Origin of the sequence: Pseudomonas sp. C5pp (assembly GCF_000814065.1) — a bacterium.
Lineage (GTDB): Bacteria > Pseudomonadota > Gammaproteobacteria > Pseudomonadales > Pseudomonadaceae > Aquipseudomonas > Aquipseudomonas asiatica.
Genome location: NZ_JWLN01000007.1, coordinates 81,944 through 97,242, shown reverse-complemented (window position 1 = coordinate 97,242; position 15,299 = coordinate 81,944). Strand labels below are relative to the sequence as shown.

General features: G+C 62.4%; 13 protein-coding genes. 10 read left to right on the top strand and 3 right to left on the bottom strand.

Going from position 1 to position 15,299, the window contains the following annotated elements:
- Positions 1 to 39 precede the first annotated feature (39 nt).
- On the bottom strand, positions 40 to 1,482 hold the full coding sequence (locus tag RR51_RS07790; protein ID WP_039613105.1) for a SulP family inorganic anion transporter: 1,443 nt from the start codon (positions 1,480 to 1,482) through the stop codon (positions 40 to 42).
- Positions 1,483 to 1,646: 164 nt separating this feature from the next.
- On the opposite strand from RR51_RS07790, the gene RR51_RS07785 reads away from it, so the two are divergent.
- A complete protein-coding gene (locus RR51_RS07785) occupies positions 1,647 to 2,381 on the top strand; it encodes a secretin N-terminal domain-containing protein (RefSeq protein WP_039613173.1) in 735 nt (244 codons plus the stop codon).
- A 489-nt stretch (positions 2,382 to 2,870) separates the two neighbouring features.
- Positions 2,871 to 4,196 (top strand): isocitrate lyase, encoded by a 1,326-nt coding sequence (aceA, locus tag RR51_RS07780; protein WP_039613104.1) that lies wholly within the window; start codon positions 2,871 to 2,873, stop codon positions 4,194 to 4,196.
- A gap of 228 nt (positions 4,197 to 4,424) precedes the next feature.
- Here the strand turns inward: aceA and RR51_RS07775 are convergent, their stop codons facing one another.
- Positions 4,425 to 4,688, bottom strand: a complete 264-nt coding sequence (locus RR51_RS07775) for a DUF3077 domain-containing protein (protein WP_039613103.1) — start codon at positions 4,686 to 4,688, stop codon at positions 4,425 to 4,427.
- Between the two features lie 156 nt (positions 4,689 to 4,844).
- Positions 4,845 to 5,087, bottom strand: a complete 243-nt coding sequence (locus RR51_RS07770; RefSeq protein ID WP_039613102.1) for a hypothetical protein — start codon at positions 5,085 to 5,087, stop codon at positions 4,845 to 4,847.
- A gap of 475 nt (positions 5,088 to 5,562) precedes the next feature.
- Between RR51_RS07770 and RR51_RS07765 the strand changes: the two genes are divergently transcribed.
- The 8 genes from RR51_RS07765 (at position 5,563) to nuoH (ending at position 15,297) form a co-directional block, all read left to right on the top strand.
- Positions 5,563 to 6,225: a lysoplasmalogenase gene (locus RR51_RS07765; protein ID WP_039613101.1), complete on the top strand. Its 663-nt coding sequence runs from the start codon at positions 5,563 to 5,565 to the stop codon at positions 6,223 to 6,225.
- A 383-nt stretch (positions 6,226 to 6,608) separates the two neighbouring features.
- Positions 6,609 to 7,022: an NADH-quinone oxidoreductase subunit A gene (locus tag RR51_RS07760; protein ID WP_003251427.1), complete on the top strand. Its 414-nt coding sequence runs from the start codon at positions 6,609 to 6,611 to the stop codon at positions 7,020 to 7,022.
- A gap of 9 nt (positions 7,023 to 7,031) precedes the next feature.
- Positions 7,032 to 7,709 (top strand): NuoB/complex I 20 kDa subunit family protein, encoded by a 678-nt coding sequence (locus RR51_RS07755; RefSeq protein WP_003251429.1) that lies wholly within the window; start codon positions 7,032 to 7,034, stop codon positions 7,707 to 7,709.
- A 78-nt stretch (positions 7,710 to 7,787) separates the two neighbouring features.
- Entirely contained in the window at positions 7,788 to 9,569 is a 1,782-nt protein-coding gene (nuoC, locus tag RR51_RS07750) for an NADH-quinone oxidoreductase subunit C/D (protein ID WP_013973384.1), read from the top strand.
- A gap of 2 nt (positions 9,570 to 9,571) precedes the next feature.
- Entirely contained in the window at positions 9,572 to 10,069 is a 498-nt protein-coding gene (gene nuoE, locus RR51_RS07745) for an NADH-quinone oxidoreductase subunit NuoE (RefSeq protein WP_003251433.1), read from the top strand.
- Complete coding sequence (gene nuoF, locus RR51_RS07740) at positions 10,066 to 11,445, top strand: NADH-quinone oxidoreductase subunit NuoF (RefSeq protein WP_039613100.1); 1,380 nt, start codon at positions 10,066 to 10,068, stop codon at positions 11,443 to 11,445. Before nuoE ends, nuoF begins: the two co-directional genes overlap by 4 nt.
- A 133-nt stretch (positions 11,446 to 11,578) precedes the next feature.
- Complete coding sequence (nuoG, locus tag RR51_RS07735) at positions 11,579 to 14,293, top strand: NADH-quinone oxidoreductase subunit NuoG (protein WP_013973387.1); 2,715 nt, start codon at positions 11,579 to 11,581, stop codon at positions 14,291 to 14,293.
- Entirely contained in the window at positions 14,290 to 15,297 is a 1,008-nt protein-coding gene (gene nuoH, locus RR51_RS07730; protein WP_003251440.1) for an NADH-quinone oxidoreductase subunit NuoH, read from the top strand. Before nuoG ends, nuoH begins: the two co-directional genes overlap by 4 nt.
- Positions 15,298 to 15,299: the final 2 nt, after the last annotated feature.

Sequence of the window (15,299 nt, the reverse complement as noted above, 5' to 3'; positions counted from 1 at the left end):
GCGCGCCCGCGAAGAGGCCAGCACAGGCAACAACCCTTCTCAGTGCTGCTCCCCAGCCCGCTTCAGCAGCTTCTTGCAGCGCTCGGACAAATGCACCACCCGCAGTTGCTTGCCCGCCCTCGCATACCGCTCCCGCAAGGTCTTCAACGCCGCAATCGCCGAATAATCGACAAAGCTCAAATGCTGGCAATCCAGGGTCACCTTGTCCGGGTCGTTAGCCGGGTCGAACTGGTTCAGGAACACCGTAGTCGAGGCAAAGAACAGCGTGCCATGCACCTGGTAATGCTTGCCCTCCTCTGCATCCTCATGGCTGTCGGCATACAGCTCCCGCGCATGCTGCCAGGCAAAGTTCACCGCCGCGATGACGATGCCGAACAGCACCGCCACGGCCAGGTCGGTGAACACCGTGACCACGGTCACCGCAATGATGGCCAGCACATCGCTCAGCGGCACCTTGTGCAGCACCCGCAAAGACGCCCAGGCAAAGGTCTGCTGCGCCACCACGAACATCACCCCGACCAGCGCCGCCAGCGGAATACGCTCGATCAACGGCGACAGGAACAATACGAACAACAAGACCATAACCCCGGCCACCACCCCCGATAGCCGACCACGGCCATTGGAGCTGAGGTTGATCATGGTCTGGCCGATCATCGCGCAACCACCCATGCCACCGCACAGGCCGGAAACCATGTTGGCCGCGCCCAGCGCCACGCACTCGCGGTCCGGGTAGCCACGGCTCTCGGTGATTTCATCGGTCAGGTTGAGCGTAAGCAGGGTCTCAAGCAGGCCGACCATGGCCATCAGCACCGCATAGGGGGCGATGATCCTCAGGGTCTCGAGGTTCCACGGCACGTCCGGCAGGGCCAGCTGCGGCAGGCCACCGGCGATGCGCGCCATATCGCCCAGGGTGCGTGTGGGCAGGCCAAGCAGGTACACCAGCAAACCAACGCCAAGGATCGCCACCAGCGCTGGCGGCACCGTACGGGTCAACTTCGGCAGCACGTAGACCACCGCCATGGTCAGCGCCACCAGGCCGATCATCAAGTACAGCGGCGTACCGCTGAGCCAGTGCCCGCCCTCCTTGAAGTGTTCCAGTTGGGCCAAGGCGATAACGATCGCCAGGCCGTTGACGAAGCCGAGCATCACCGGGTACGGCACCAACCGCACCAGCTTGCCCAGGCGCAGCAAGCCGAACAGGATCATCACTACGCCGCCCAGCAAAACCGTGGCCAGCAGGTACTGCGCACCGTGCTGCACCACCAGCGCAACGATCACCACCGCCATCGAGCCGGCGGCACCGGAAATCATCCCCGGTCGACCACCGAAAAGCGCCGTCAGGGTGCAGATGATGAAGGCGCCATACAGGCCCATCAGCGGGTTCAGGTGAGCCACCAGGGCAAAGGCGATGCACTCGGGCACCAAGGCGAACGAGGTGGTCAGGCCGGCGAGCACGTCGGCGCGAAGTCGGGCGGGTTTCATGGGCATCCTGTGAGGCAATCCGGGCGGACGGTACAAAAACAAGGGGCGCGATGTTACGGAATTTGTCTGACAGCGGCCACCGCTCAAGGGGTTCTGTAACGTGAAACCAGCAGAAGCTGGGCAAATTTGCCATCATGAACATTCCACCTGCGGAGATCATGGACATGCCGCTACGCCCCCTATTCGCCGCCTTGCTGCTGGCCGCCAGCCTCACTGCCCAGGCCGCCACCGAGGTATTGCCGCTACAACACCGCAGCAGCGCCGAACTGCTACCTGCCGCCCAGGCATTCATCGGCAAGGACGGCACGGTCAGCGCCTTCGAGAACAAGCTGATCGTCAACGCCAGCCCCGAACGCATCGACGACCTGCGCACCCTGCTGCAACAGCTGGACACCGCACCCAAGCGCCTGCTGATCAGCGTCGACAACAACGACAGCAACTTCCAGGACAACCGTGGCAACGCGCGCGTCATCCACTATGGCACCAGCAACCGTGACGGCGGCATGCAGCAGATTCAGGCCAGCGAAGGCCAGCCGGCGCTGATCCAGATTGGCCAGAGCATCCCGATCACCAGCACCAGCACCGACAGCTACGGGCGCATCCAGAGCAATACCGAATACCGCAACGTGACCCAGGGTTTCTACGTCACCCCCAGCTTGAGTGGCGATACGGTTCGTCTGCAAATAAGCACCAATAATGACCGTATCAGCCAGGAACGTGCTGATGTAGTGAAAGTGCAAAGCACCGACACGACCATCACCGGCAAGCTCGGAGAATGGATCACACTGGCGGGCTACAACCAGCAGAGCCAAGCCGACCGTAGCGCATCAAGCCACAGTTACAGCACCCAACGGGGTGAAAACATGACTTTGCGCGTCAAAGTCGACCTTCTCGACTGATCCCAGGCAATTCAAGGCCTCGACCAAAGGCCTTGAAACTGACTGCCAAGTCGCATTAGACCAAAGATGTAGTAAGTGAAAAAAACCACTACAAAACATTTGACAGGGTCTTTTTCCCAAGGGCATGATGGCCTCGCTCCCGCTAATCAGGGGCCCTGGCAAGGGCCTTCGAGGCGCGCTCCTCCCACCCCTGGAGGCGTCTCGTGTCTATACGGCCCACAAGGCGGTTCGACGGGATTGCGACTGCAACGAAGAAGTTGTCCCGAGGGACGGAAGCGCATCACCGCAGTACTGGCAATCGCGTAGCACCGCAGCAAGGCAACCACGAGCCGACCTGCCGGAGCACCCTTTCGCCTGGCCTGCACACCCTTCCCCTTCGAGCCTTCGCGTTCGCCGCCGCACTCCTGCGAACAGGACAGCCGCCAGCTCCTGATCTGCTCCGAGCATCAGCACAATTACCCCAAGATCGATGCGACGAGGTTTATTTCCATGGCACTGACACGCGAACAGCAAATTGCAGCCCTCGAGAAAGACTGGGCCGAGAACCCGCGCTGGAAAGGCGTGACCCGTACCTACACCGCCGCTGATGTCGTTCGCCTGCGTGGCTCCCTGCAGCCGGAGCACACCCTGGCCCGCCTGGGTGCAGAAAAACTGTGGAAGCTGGTCACCGAAGGTGCCCACCCGTCCTTCCGCCCAGAAAAAGATTTCGTCAACTGCATGGGCGCCCTGACCGGCGGCCAGGCAGTGCAGCAGGTCAAGGCCGGCATCCAGGCCATCTACCTGTCCGGCTGGCAGGTTGCCGCCGACAACAACTCGGCCGAGTCCATGTACCCTGACCAGTCGCTGTACCCGGTCGACTCGGTACCGACCGTGGTCAAGCGCATCAACAACGCCTTCCGCCGCGCCGACCAGATTCAGTGGAAAGCCGGCAAGAACCCGGGCGACGATGGCTACATCGACTACTTCGCACCGATCGTGGCCGACGCCGAAGCCGGTTTCGGTGGCGTGCTGAACGCCTACGAACTGATGAAGAACATGATCGAAGCAGGCGCCGCCGGTGTGCACTTCGAAGACCAGCTGGCCTCGGTGAAAAAATGCGGCCACATGGGTGGCAAGGTACTGGTACCGACCCAGGAAGCCGTGCAAAAGCTGGTGGCCGCGCGCCTGGCAGCTGACGTATCGGGCGTGCCGACCATCATCCTGGCCCGTACCGACGCCAACGCCGCCGACCTGCTGACCAGCGACTGCGACCCGTACGACCAGCCGTTCGTGATTGGCGAGCGCACCCGTGAAGGCTTCTACAAGGTACGCGCCGGCCTCGACCAGGCCATCGCCCGCGGCCTGGCCTACGCGCCGTACGCCGACCTGATCTGGTGCGAAACCGCCAAGCCGGACCTGGACGAAGCCCGCCGCTTCGCCGAAGCGATCAAGAAGGAGTATCCGGACCAGATCCTGTCGTACAACTGCTCGCCTTCCTTCAACTGGAAGAAGAACCTGGACGACGCGACCATCGCCAAGTTCCAGCGCGAGCTGTCGGCAATGGGCTACAAGCATCAGTTCATCACCCTGGCCGGCATCCACAACATGTGGCACGGCATGTTCAACCTGGCGCACGACTACGCCCGCAACGACATGACCGCCTACGTGAAGCTGCAGGAGCAGGAATTCGCTGACGCCAACAAAGGCTACACCTTCGTGGCGCACCAGCAGGAAGTGGGCACTGGCTACTTCGACGACATGACCACCGTGATTCAAGGTGGCGTATCGTCGGTGACTGCACTGACCGGTTCGACCGAGGAAGAGCAGTTCCACTGATAGTGGGTTGCTGCTGAAGAAAGGCCCGAGGCTTGTTAAAGCCCCGGGCCTTTCTTTTTGGTCTGTACCCAGAAATACACGGACCCTGTAGGAGCGGCCTTGTGTCGCGAAGGGCTGCAAAGCAGCCCCCGCATTTTTTGCCTCGATGCTTAAATCCTGGGGCCGCTCTGCGGCCCTTTCGCGACACAAGGCCGCTCCTACAAAGCAATCGCGAAGCCCTGCACTACCTCAGTGCTTCATGCCCAGTTCCGCATCATCCATCAATGCCTTGGCCATCGCGCTCAGATAGTGGGCGGCCCAGATCATCATCGGTTTCTCATCCATCAGGCCGGTGATGGTCAGTTCGCGCACGTAACCCATCAATTCCGAAGACTGCTCGCGGGCGTCGCGACAGGGAATACCTAGCTCGATGCGGAACAGTGGGTGGGTGCCGTATTCGCCTTGGTAGAAGGTGGTCTTGCCGACAGTGAATTGGGTGTCTTCTGTGGTCATTTTTGAATCCCCTGAAAATTCTCGACTGCCTGGACGGGCCCTTTCGCGGGTAAACCCGCTCCCACAGGGACTGTGCAAGTCTTGAAGACTGTGGTGACCCTGTGGGAGCGGGTTTACCCGCGAAGAGGCCCGCCCAGACAACACATCACTCAAGCCTCAGTGCAAAGTCCGAGGCTCAGCAGGCATCTGCACCTGGATCAATGCCGACTCAAGCAAAGCCCGCAGCGCCTCCAGCTCGTGCATCGAGGTCATCATCAGGATCGACGCCGGTGATTTGGGCTGCAGCAACGATGCCTGATGCACCACCGTCGCCGCGCACAGCGCGTAGTCGGTGGCCTGGATCAGGGTGTCTTCGAGGGAATGGGGGTTGCGGGGTGGATCGGGGACAATTTTCAGCATGACTCGCTCCTTTCTTTCCTGTTTGGCCACCATCCGCCCGCTGTCAAACGGTTGGGTGGCAGCTATGCGCGGGTTGACAGACCGGTGGAAAGAAAGAAAGACCGGCGCACGCGAGCGTGCCCACACGCACAGCCGCCATTGAGGCAAAGCGAGTGCACCTTCTTTCAATTCCGGCCTGTCAAAGCCGTGTCGTTGATGTGCAACGACACGCCGAGACTAGAGCGCTGCCACAGCAGCCGCAACGAAAAAAAGGCGACAGGAGTATGTTTGGGAAATGACCTACATGGAAGGGGACAAATCTGTTTTATGCCGCACTTCGGCAGCGCCTGCACCGGCCCATTCGCGGGTAAACCCGCTCCTACATGGACCACCTATCGTTGTAGGAGCGGGTTTACCCGCGAAAGGGCCGGTACAGGAGGAAGCAAAACCCGGGATCAGGTCTATGCTTGAGGCAGCACAGCCGCAAGGACTGCCCATGCTTCGTCCAAGCCACCTGATGATTCTCGCCCTGACCGCCGCCGCCCTCTATATATATGCACTGGCCAGCGACAGCACCCTGCTTGCCCTCCTGGCCAAACCAATCCCGGTACTGACCCTGATCGCCTGGCTGCGCAGCACCTCTGCCACACCTTATCGCCAGTGGATCACCCTAGGCCTGGCACTCTCGGTACTCGGCGACATCCTGCTAGCCATCCCCGCCGACCTGTTCGTGTTCGGCCTGGCTGCCTTCCTCTGCGCCCACCTGGCCTACCTGCGCGCCTATTGCAGCCAGACCCTGCGCCCAGCCCTGCCCGCACTGCTGCTGAGCGGCATCACCGGCATCACTCTGCTCGGCGTACTGGCCAGCCACGGCCTCGGCCCACTACTGATCCCGGTCGTGCTCTACGCCTTGGCCATCAGCGCCATGCTCTGGCGCGCCCTGGCCTGTGGCGGGCTCGCCGCGCTCGGCGCCTGCCTGTTCGTGCTTTCCGACAGCCTGATCGGTATCGACCGCTTCGTCAGCCCGTTCGCCGCCGCGCCGTACCTGATCATCCTCACCTACTGGCTCGGCCAATGGGCGATCGCTTCATCAGCCAGTCATTGCTCAATCGGTAAAGTATTGACCCAGGGCGGGGCAAGCGGCGTCAGAAGCTGCTAGAACAGGCGTTTTTTGCATTTGCAAGTAGGGGGAATCGGCAGATGAACTTTACAAGACACAGAACAACGGAAATATCAGACATCAGATCAAATGATATTAATTATCATTTCGAAACTTGCAATTCGTTACCATTCGCAGGAAACATAATTAACAAAACCGCACGCAATGCCCGAATCTCAAGGCTTTCAGCCAGTTACAAGCGGCTTTTGTACTTAATCCTACGAATAAATTTGCTACAGAAATTTTACTTGCACGGGGTTTACCCATAAAATCAGCGCGATTGATTCAGCTGCGACATTTGGTCACTGCATGTGCGACACCAGGTCGCCGCTCTACACTTATTTCAGACTGCAGAGCTGGGTCTCTGTATAAGGATCTCTAGCATGTCCGATTCGGCAGGACTCATCGCCCACAACTGGGGCTTTGCCATCTTCCTCCTGGGTGTCGTCGGCCTGTGCGCCTTCATGCTCGGCCTGTCCAGCCTGCTCGGCAGCAAGGCCTGGGGCCGCGCCAAGAACGAACCCTTCGAATCCGGCATGCTGCCCGTCGGCAGCGCCCGCCTGCGCCTGTCCGCCAAATTCTATCTGGTCGCGATGCTGTTCGTGATCTTCGATATCGAAGCCCTCTTTCTCTTTGCATGGTCTGTGTCCGTCCGCGAAAGCGGCTGGACCGGATTCGTCGAAGCACTCGTTTTCATAGCAATTCTGTTGGCTGGTCTTGTCTACCTATGGCGCGTCGGGGCACTTGATTGGGCTCCCGAAGGTCGCCGCAAGCGGCAAGCGAAGCTGAAACAATGAGGCTTTGGCATGCAATACAATCTCACCAGAATCGATCCGGATGCGCCCAACGAGCAGTACCCGGTCGGTGAACGGGAAACCGTCACCGATCAACTGCTGGAGGACCAGGTCCACAAGAACATCTTCATGGGCAAGCTTGAAGATGTGCTGCGTGGCGCGGTCAACTGGGGTCGCAAGAACTCCCTCTGGCCGTACAACTTCGGCCTGTCCTGCTGCTACGTGGAAATGACCACGGCCTTCACGGCACCCCACGACATCGCCCGCTTCGGCGCCGAAGTCATCCGGGCATCGCCGCGTCAGGCCGACTTCATGGTCATCGCCGGTACCTGCTTCGTCAAAATGGCGCCGATCATCCAGCGCCTGTACGAGCAGATGCTCGAGCCGAAATGGGTAATCTCCATGGGTTCGTGCGCCAACTCCGGCGGCATGTACGACATCTACTCGGTCGTTCAGGGGGTCGACAAGTTCCTCCCCGTGGACGTCTATGTGCCCGGCTGCCCGCCACGCCCTGAGGCTTTCCTGCAAGGCTTGATGCTGCTGCAGGAGTCGATCGGCCAAGAACGACGCCCGCTTTCCTGGGTTGTTGGTGATCAAGGTATTTACCGTGCCGAGATGCCAGCCCAGAAAGACCTGCGTCGTGAGCAGCGCATTGCAGTAACCAACCTGCGCAGCCCCGACGAAGTCTGATCCAGCGACCTGCCGCCCGCTCCCCTGGAGCCGGCGGCCTGGCTTCATTCTTAACGTTGACCCAAAGCGACCGAGACCATGACAGCGGACAACGCTATTTTCATTCCGCCCTACAAGGCTGACGACCAGGATGTGGTCGTCGAACTGCACAACCGTTTTGGCGCCGAAGCATTCGTCGCCCAGGAAACCCGCACCGGCATGCCCGTGCTGTGGGTCAAGCGCGAGCAGCTCAAGGAAGTGCTCAGCTTCCTGCGCGGCGTAGCCAAGCCCTACAGCATGCTGTACGACCTGCACGGCGTCGACGAGCGCCTGCGCACCCAGCGCCGCGGCCTGCCAGCCGCCGACTTCAGCGTGTTCTACCACCTGCTGTCGATCGAGCGTAACAGCGATGTGATGATCAAGGTGTCGCTCAGCGAAGGCGACCTGAACCTGCCGACCGTGACCGGTATCTGGCCGAACGCCAACTGGTACGAGCGCGAAGTCTGGGACATGTTCGGCATCGACTTTGCCGGCCACCCGCACCTCAGCCGCATCATGATGCCGCCCACCTGGGAAGGCCACCCGCTGCGCAAGGACTACCCGGCCCGTGCCACCGAGTTCGATCCCTACAGCCTGACCCTGGCCAAGCAGCAGCTTGAAGAGGAATCGGCACGCTTCAACCCTGAAGCCTGGGGCATGAAGCGCCAGGGCGCCAACGAGGACTACATGTTCCTCAACCTCGGCCCCAACCACCCTTCCGCGCACGGTGCCTTCCGTATCGTCCTGCAGCTGGACGGTGAAGAGATCGTCGACTGCGTACCGGACATTGGCTACCACCACCGTGGCGCCGAAAAAATGGCCGAACGCCAGTCCTGGCACAGCTTCATCCCCTACACCGACCGTATCGACTACCTCGGCGGGGTAATGAACAACCTGCCGTACGTGCTCGCGGTCGAGAAGCTGGCCGGCATCAAGGTGCCACAGAAGGTCGACACCATCCGCGTGATGCTGGCCGAGTTCTTCCGTATCACCAGCCACCTGCTGTTCCTGGGCACCTACATCCAGGACGTCGGCGCCATGACCCCGGTGTTCTTCACCTTCACCGACCGCCAGCGCGCGTACACCGTGATCGAAGCGATCACCGGTTTCCGCCTGCACCCGGCCTGGTACCGCATCGGTGGCGTTGCCCACGACCTGCCGCGCGGCTGGGACAAGCTGGTCAAGGACTTCGTCGAATGGCTGCCCAAGCGCCTCGACGAGTACGAAAAGGCCGCCCTGCAGAACAGCATCCTCAAGGGCCGTACCATCGGCGTTGCCGCGTACAACACCAAGGAAGCCCTGGCCTGGGGTACCACCGGTGCCGGCCTGCGTGCCACCGGTTGCGACTTCGACCTGCGTAAAGCCCGCCCCTACTCCGGTTACGAGAACTTCGAGTTCGAAGTACCGCTGGCCCACAACGGCGATGCCTATGATCGCTGCATGGTCCGCGTCGAGGAGATGCGCCAGAGTATCCGCATCATCGACCAGTGCCTGCGCAACATGCCGGAAGGCCCGTACAAGGCGGATCACCCGCTGACCACGCCGCCGCCGAAAGAGCGCACCCTGCAGCACATCGAAACCCTGATCACGCACTTCCTGCAAGTCTCGTGGGGCCCGGTCATGCCGGCCAACGAGTCGTTCCAGATGATCGAGGCGACCAAGGGCATCAACAGTTACTACCTGACGAGCGATGGCGGCACCATGAGCTACCGCACCCGGATCCGTACCCCGAGCTACCCGCACCTGCAGCAGATCCCTTCGGTGATCAAAGGCAGCATGGTCGCCGACCTCATTGCGTACCTGGGCAGTATCGACTTCGTTATGGCTGACGTGGACCGCTAAGCATGAACAGCACGCTTATCCAGACAGACCGTTTCGCCCTGAGCGAAACCGAGCGCTCGGCCATCGAGCACGAAATGCATCACTACGAGGACCCGCGCGCGGCGTCCATCGAAGCCCTGAAGATCGTCCAGAAGGAACGTGGCTGGGTGCCGGACGGCGCCATCCACGCCATCGGCGAAGTACTGGGCATCCCGGCCAGCGACGTCGAAGGTGTCGCCACCTTCTACAGCCAGATCTTCCGTCAGCCGGTCGGCCGCCACATCATCCGCGTGTGCGACAGCATGGTCTGCTACATCGGCGGCCATGAATCCGTGGTCAGCCAGATTCAAAGCGAACTGGGCATCGGCCTGGGCCAGACCACCGCCGACGGCCGCTTCACCCTGCTGCCGGTATGCTGCCTGGGCAACTGCGACAAGGCCCCGGCGCTGATGATCGACGACGACACCTTCGGTGACGTGCAGCCGGCTGGCGTTTCCAAATTGCTGGAGGGTTACGTATGACCATTACTTCCTTCGGCCCGGCCAACCGCATCGCGCGCACGGCCGAAACCCACCCGCTGACCTGGCGCCTGCGTGACGACGGCGAGCCGGTCTGGCTTGCCGAGTACGAATCGAAGAACGGCTACGCTGCCGCCCGCAAGGCGCTGGCGCAGATGTCGGCCGACGACATCGTGCAAAGCGTCAAGGACTCCGGCCTCAAGGGCCGCGGTGGTGCAGGCTTCCCCACTGGCGTGAAGTGGGGCCTGATGCCCAAAGACGAATCCATGAACATCCGCTACCTGCTGTGCAACGCGGACGAAATGGAGCCGAATACCTGGAAAGACCGCATGCTGATGGAGCAACAGCCCCATCTGCTGGTCGAGGGCATGCTGATCAGCGCCCGCGCCCTGAAGGCCTACCGTGGCTACATCTTCCTGCGTGGCGAATACACCACCGCAGCGAAGAACCTGAACCGCGCCATCGAGGAAGCCAAAGCCGCCGGCCTGCTGGGCAAGAACATCCTCGGCAGCGGTTTCGATTTCGAGCTGTTCGTGCACACCGGTGCCGGCCGCTACATCTGCGGTGAAGAAACCGCACTGATCAACTCGCTGGAAGGCCGCCGCGCCAACCCGCGCTCCAAGCCGCCCTTCCCTGCCGCCGTGGGCGTGTGGGGCAAGCCGACTTGCGTGAACAACGTCGAAACCCTGTGCAACGTCCCGGCCATCGTCGCCAACGGCAACGACTGGTACAAGTCGCTGGCCCGTGAAGGCAGCGAAGACCACGGCACCAAGCTGATGGGCTTCTCCGGCAAGGTGAAGAACCCGGGCCTGTGGGAACTGCCTTTCGGCGTCACCGCCCGCGAACTGTTCGAAGACTATGCCGGCGGCATGCGCGACGGCTTCAAGCTCAAGTGCTGGCAGCCAGGCGGCGCCGGTACCGGCTTCCTGCTGCCCGAGCACCTCGACGCGCAGATGTACGCCGGCGGCATCGCCAAGGTCGGCACCCGTATGGGTACCGGTCTGGCCATGGCGGTGGACGACAGCATCAACATGGTTTCGCTGCTGCGCAACATGGAAGAGTTCTTTGCCCGCGAATCGTGCGGCTGGTGCACTCCATGCCGTGACGGCCTGCCGTGGAGCGTGAAGATGCTGCGCGCACTGGAAAAAGGCCAGGGCCGCGCCGAAGACATCGAGACGCTGCTGGGCCTGGTCAACTTCCTCGGCCCTGGCCGTACCTTCTGTGCTCACGCACCAGGTGCCGTCGAGCCGCTGGGCAGTGCCATCAAATACTTCCGCTCGGAATTCGAGGCAGGTGTCGCTCCAGCTGGTGCTGGCGATGCGCTGCGTCCGAACCTGGCGAAGCCAATCCAGGCCGGGCCGATCGTGGTCGGCGCATAACAAGATGATTAAGGCGGGTGGTCCGTGCCACTCGCCAGCTTGCCGGCAGGCCCGAGAAATCGTGGCGTGTCGCAAGCTCACCGATTTCCATTAGCCACGCCCGCTCACGCGGGCCAACGAAGAACTTTGAACAATGGCCACTATCCACGTAGACGGCAAAGCGCTCGAAGTCAACGGTGCAGACAACCTGTTACAGGCCTGTCTGTCGCTCGGCCTCGACATCCCTTATTTCTGCTGGCACCCGGCGCTTGGTAGCGTTGGCGCCTGCCGGCAGTGCGCGGTCAAGCAGTACACCGACGAGAACGACACCCGCGGTCGTATCGTCATGTCCTGCATGACCCCTGCCTCCGACGGCACCTGGATCTCCATCGACGATGAAGAGTCCAAGGCGTTCCGCGCCAGCGTCGTCGAATGGCTGATGACCAACCACCCGCACGACTGCCCGGTGTGCGAGGAAGGCGGTCACTGCCACCTGCAGGACATGACGGTAATGACCGGCCACAACGAGCGCCGCTACCGTTTCACCAAGCGTACCCACCAGAACCAGGACCTCGGCCCGTTCATCGCCCATGAGATGAACCGCTGCATCGCCTGCTACCGCTGCGTGCGCTACTACAAGGACTATGCCGGTGGTACCGACCTGGGCGTTTACGGCGCCCACGACAACGTGTACTTCGGCCGCGTCGAAGACGGCGTGCTGGAAAGCGAATTCTCCGGCAACCTGACCGAGGTCTGCCCGACCGGCGTGTTCACCGACAAGACCCACTCCGAGCGCTACAACCGCAAGTGGGACATGCAGTTTGCCCCGAGCATCTGCCACGGCTGCTCCAGCGGCTGCAACATCAGCCCGGGCGAGCGCTACGGCGAACTGCGTCGGGTGGAAAACCGCTTCAACGGCTCGGTAAACCAGTACTTCCTGTGCGACCGTGGCCGCTTCGGCTATGGCTACGTCAACCGCAAGGATCGCCCACGCCAGCCACACCTGGCCGACGGCACCAAGCTGGGCCTGGACGCCGCCCTGGACAAGGCCGCCGACCTGCTGCGCGGGCGTACCATCGTCGGTATCGGCTCGCCACGCGCCAGCCTGGAAAGCAACTACGGCCTGCGTGAGCTGGTCGGTGCCGAGTACTTCTACTCGGGTATGGAAGCCGGCGAACTGGCCCGCGTACGCCTGGCTCTGAACGTGCTGAACAACAGCCCGCTGCCGGTCCCGACCCTGCGCGACATCGAAGACCACGACGCCGTGTTCGTGCTCGGTGAAGACCTGACCCAGACCGCTGCCCGCGTCGCCCTGGCCGTGCGCCAGGCCACCAAGGGCAAGGCCGAGGCCATGGCCGAAGCGATGAAGGTGCAGCCGTGGCTCGACGCCGCCGTGAAGAACATCGGCCAGCACGCGCTGTACCCGCTGTTCATCGCTTCGCTGGCTGAAACCAAGCTGGACGACGTCGCCGAAGAATGCGTGCACGCCGCCCCGGCCGACCTGGCCCGCATCGGTTTTGCCGTGGCCCACGCCATCGACCCGAGCGCCCCTGCCGTCGAAGGCCTGGACGCCGAAGCGAAAGCCCTGGCCCAGCGCATCGCCGACGCCCTGGTCGCGGCCAAGCGCCCACTGGTCGTAGCCGGTACTTCGCTGGCCGACCCGGCGCTGATCGAAGCCGCCGCCAACATCGCCAAGGCGCTGAAACTGCGCGAGAAGAACGGCTCACTGAGCCTGGTGGTGCCTGAAGCCAACAGCCTCGGCCTGGCCATGCTCGGTGGCGAATCGGTCGATGCCGCGCTGGACGCGGTCATCAGCGGCAAAGCCGACGCCATCGTCGTGCTGGAAAACGACCTGTACGCCCGCGTACCGGCCGCCAAGGTCGATGCAGCCCTGGCCGCAGCCAAGGTAGTGATCGTTGCCGACCACTCGAAAACCCCGACTGTCGACCGCGCCCACCTGGTGCTGCCGGCCGCCTCGTTCGCCGAAGGCGACGGTACCCTGGTCAGCCAGGAAGGCCGCGCCCAGCGCTTCTTCCAGGTCTTCGACCCGCAATACCTGGACAGCAGCATCCAGATCCACGAAGGCTGGCGCTGGATGCACGCCCTGCGTGCCACCCTGCTGAACAAGCCGGTCGACTGGACCCAGCTGGATCACGTCACCAGCGCCTGCGCCGAAGCCGCCCCGCAACTGGCCGGCATCGTCAACGCCGCGCCAAGCGCCGCGTTCCGCATCAAGGGCATGAAACTGGCCCGTGAGCCGCTGCGCTACTCCGGCCGTACCGCCATGCGCGCCAACATCAGCGTGCACGAGCCGCGTACTCCGCAAGACAAGGACACCGCGTTCGCCTTCTCCATGGAAGGCTACTCGGGTTCGGCCGAACCGCGTCAGCAAGTGCCGTTCGCCTGGTCGCCGGGCTGGAACTCGCCGCAAGCCTGGAACAAGTTCCAGGACGAGGTCGGTGGCCACCTGCGTGCCGGTGACCCGGGCGTTCGCCTGATCGAACCTCAAGGCGACCGCCTGAGCTGGTTCAATACCATTCCGGGCGCCTTCAACCCGGCCCGTGGCACCTGGACTGCCGTGCCGTTCTTCCACCTGTTCGGCAGCGAAGAAAGCTCCTCGCGCGCCGCACCGGTACAAGAGCGCATCCCGGCAGCCTACGTGGCCCTGGCCAAGTCCGAAGCCGACCGCCTGGGCGTCAACGACGGTGCTCTGCTGAGCCTGAACGTGGCTGGTGTGGCCCTGCGCCTGCCGCTGCGTATCAATGAAGAGCTGGGCGCTGGCCTGGTCGCGTTGCCGAAAGGCCTGGCCGGCATTCCGCCTGCCATCTTCGGTGCATCCGTCGAAGGTCTGCAGGAGGCAGCACAATGAGCTGGTTCACCCCCGAAGTGATCGATGTGATCCTGACCGTGCTGCGGGCCATCGTGGTCCTGCTGGCGGTGGTGGTCTGCGGCGCGCTGCTCAGCTTCGTCGAGCGCCGCCTGCTGGGCTGGTGGCAGGACCGTTACGGTCCGAACCGCGTCGGCCCGTTCGGCATGTTCCAGATCGCTGCCGACATGCTGAAGATGTTCTTCAAGGAAGACTGGAACCCGCCCTTCGTCGACCGCGTGATCTTCACCCTGGCACCGGTAGTGGCCATGAGCGCCCTGCTGATCGCCTTCGTGGTCATCCCGATCACCCCGACCTGGGGCGTCGCCGACCTGAACATCGGCCTGCTGTTCTTCTTCGCCATGGCCGGCCTGTCGGTCTACGCGGTGCTGTTCGCCGGCTGGTCGTCGAACAACAAGTACGCCCTGCTGGGCAGCTTGCGTGCCTCGGCACAGACCGTGTCGTACGAAGTGTTCCTGGGCCTGGCGCTGATGGGCGTGGTGGTGCAGGTGGGTTCGTTCAACATGCGCGACATCGTTGAATACCAGGCCCAGAACCTGTGGTTCATCATTCCGCAGTTCTTCGGCTTCTGCACCTTCTTCATCGCTGGCGTCGCCGTGACTCACCGTCACCCGTTCGACCAGCCCGAAGCGGAACAGGAACTGGCCGACGGCTACCACATCGAGTATGCCGGCATGAAATGGGGCATGTTCTTCGTCGGTGAGTACATCGGCATCATCCTCATCTCGGCGCTGCTGGTAACCCTGTTCTTCGGCGGCTGGCACGGCCCGTTCGGCATCCTGCCGCAACTGTCGTTCCTGTGGTTCGCGCTGAAGACCGCGTTCTTCATCATGCTGTTCATTCTGCTGCGCGCATCGATCCCGCGCCCACGCTATGACCAGGTGATGGACTTCAGCTGGAAGTTCTGCCTGCCGCTGACCCTGATCAATTTGCTGGTGACCGCTGCGATCGTGCTCTACAACACGCCAGCCGTCGCGGCCCAGTGAGG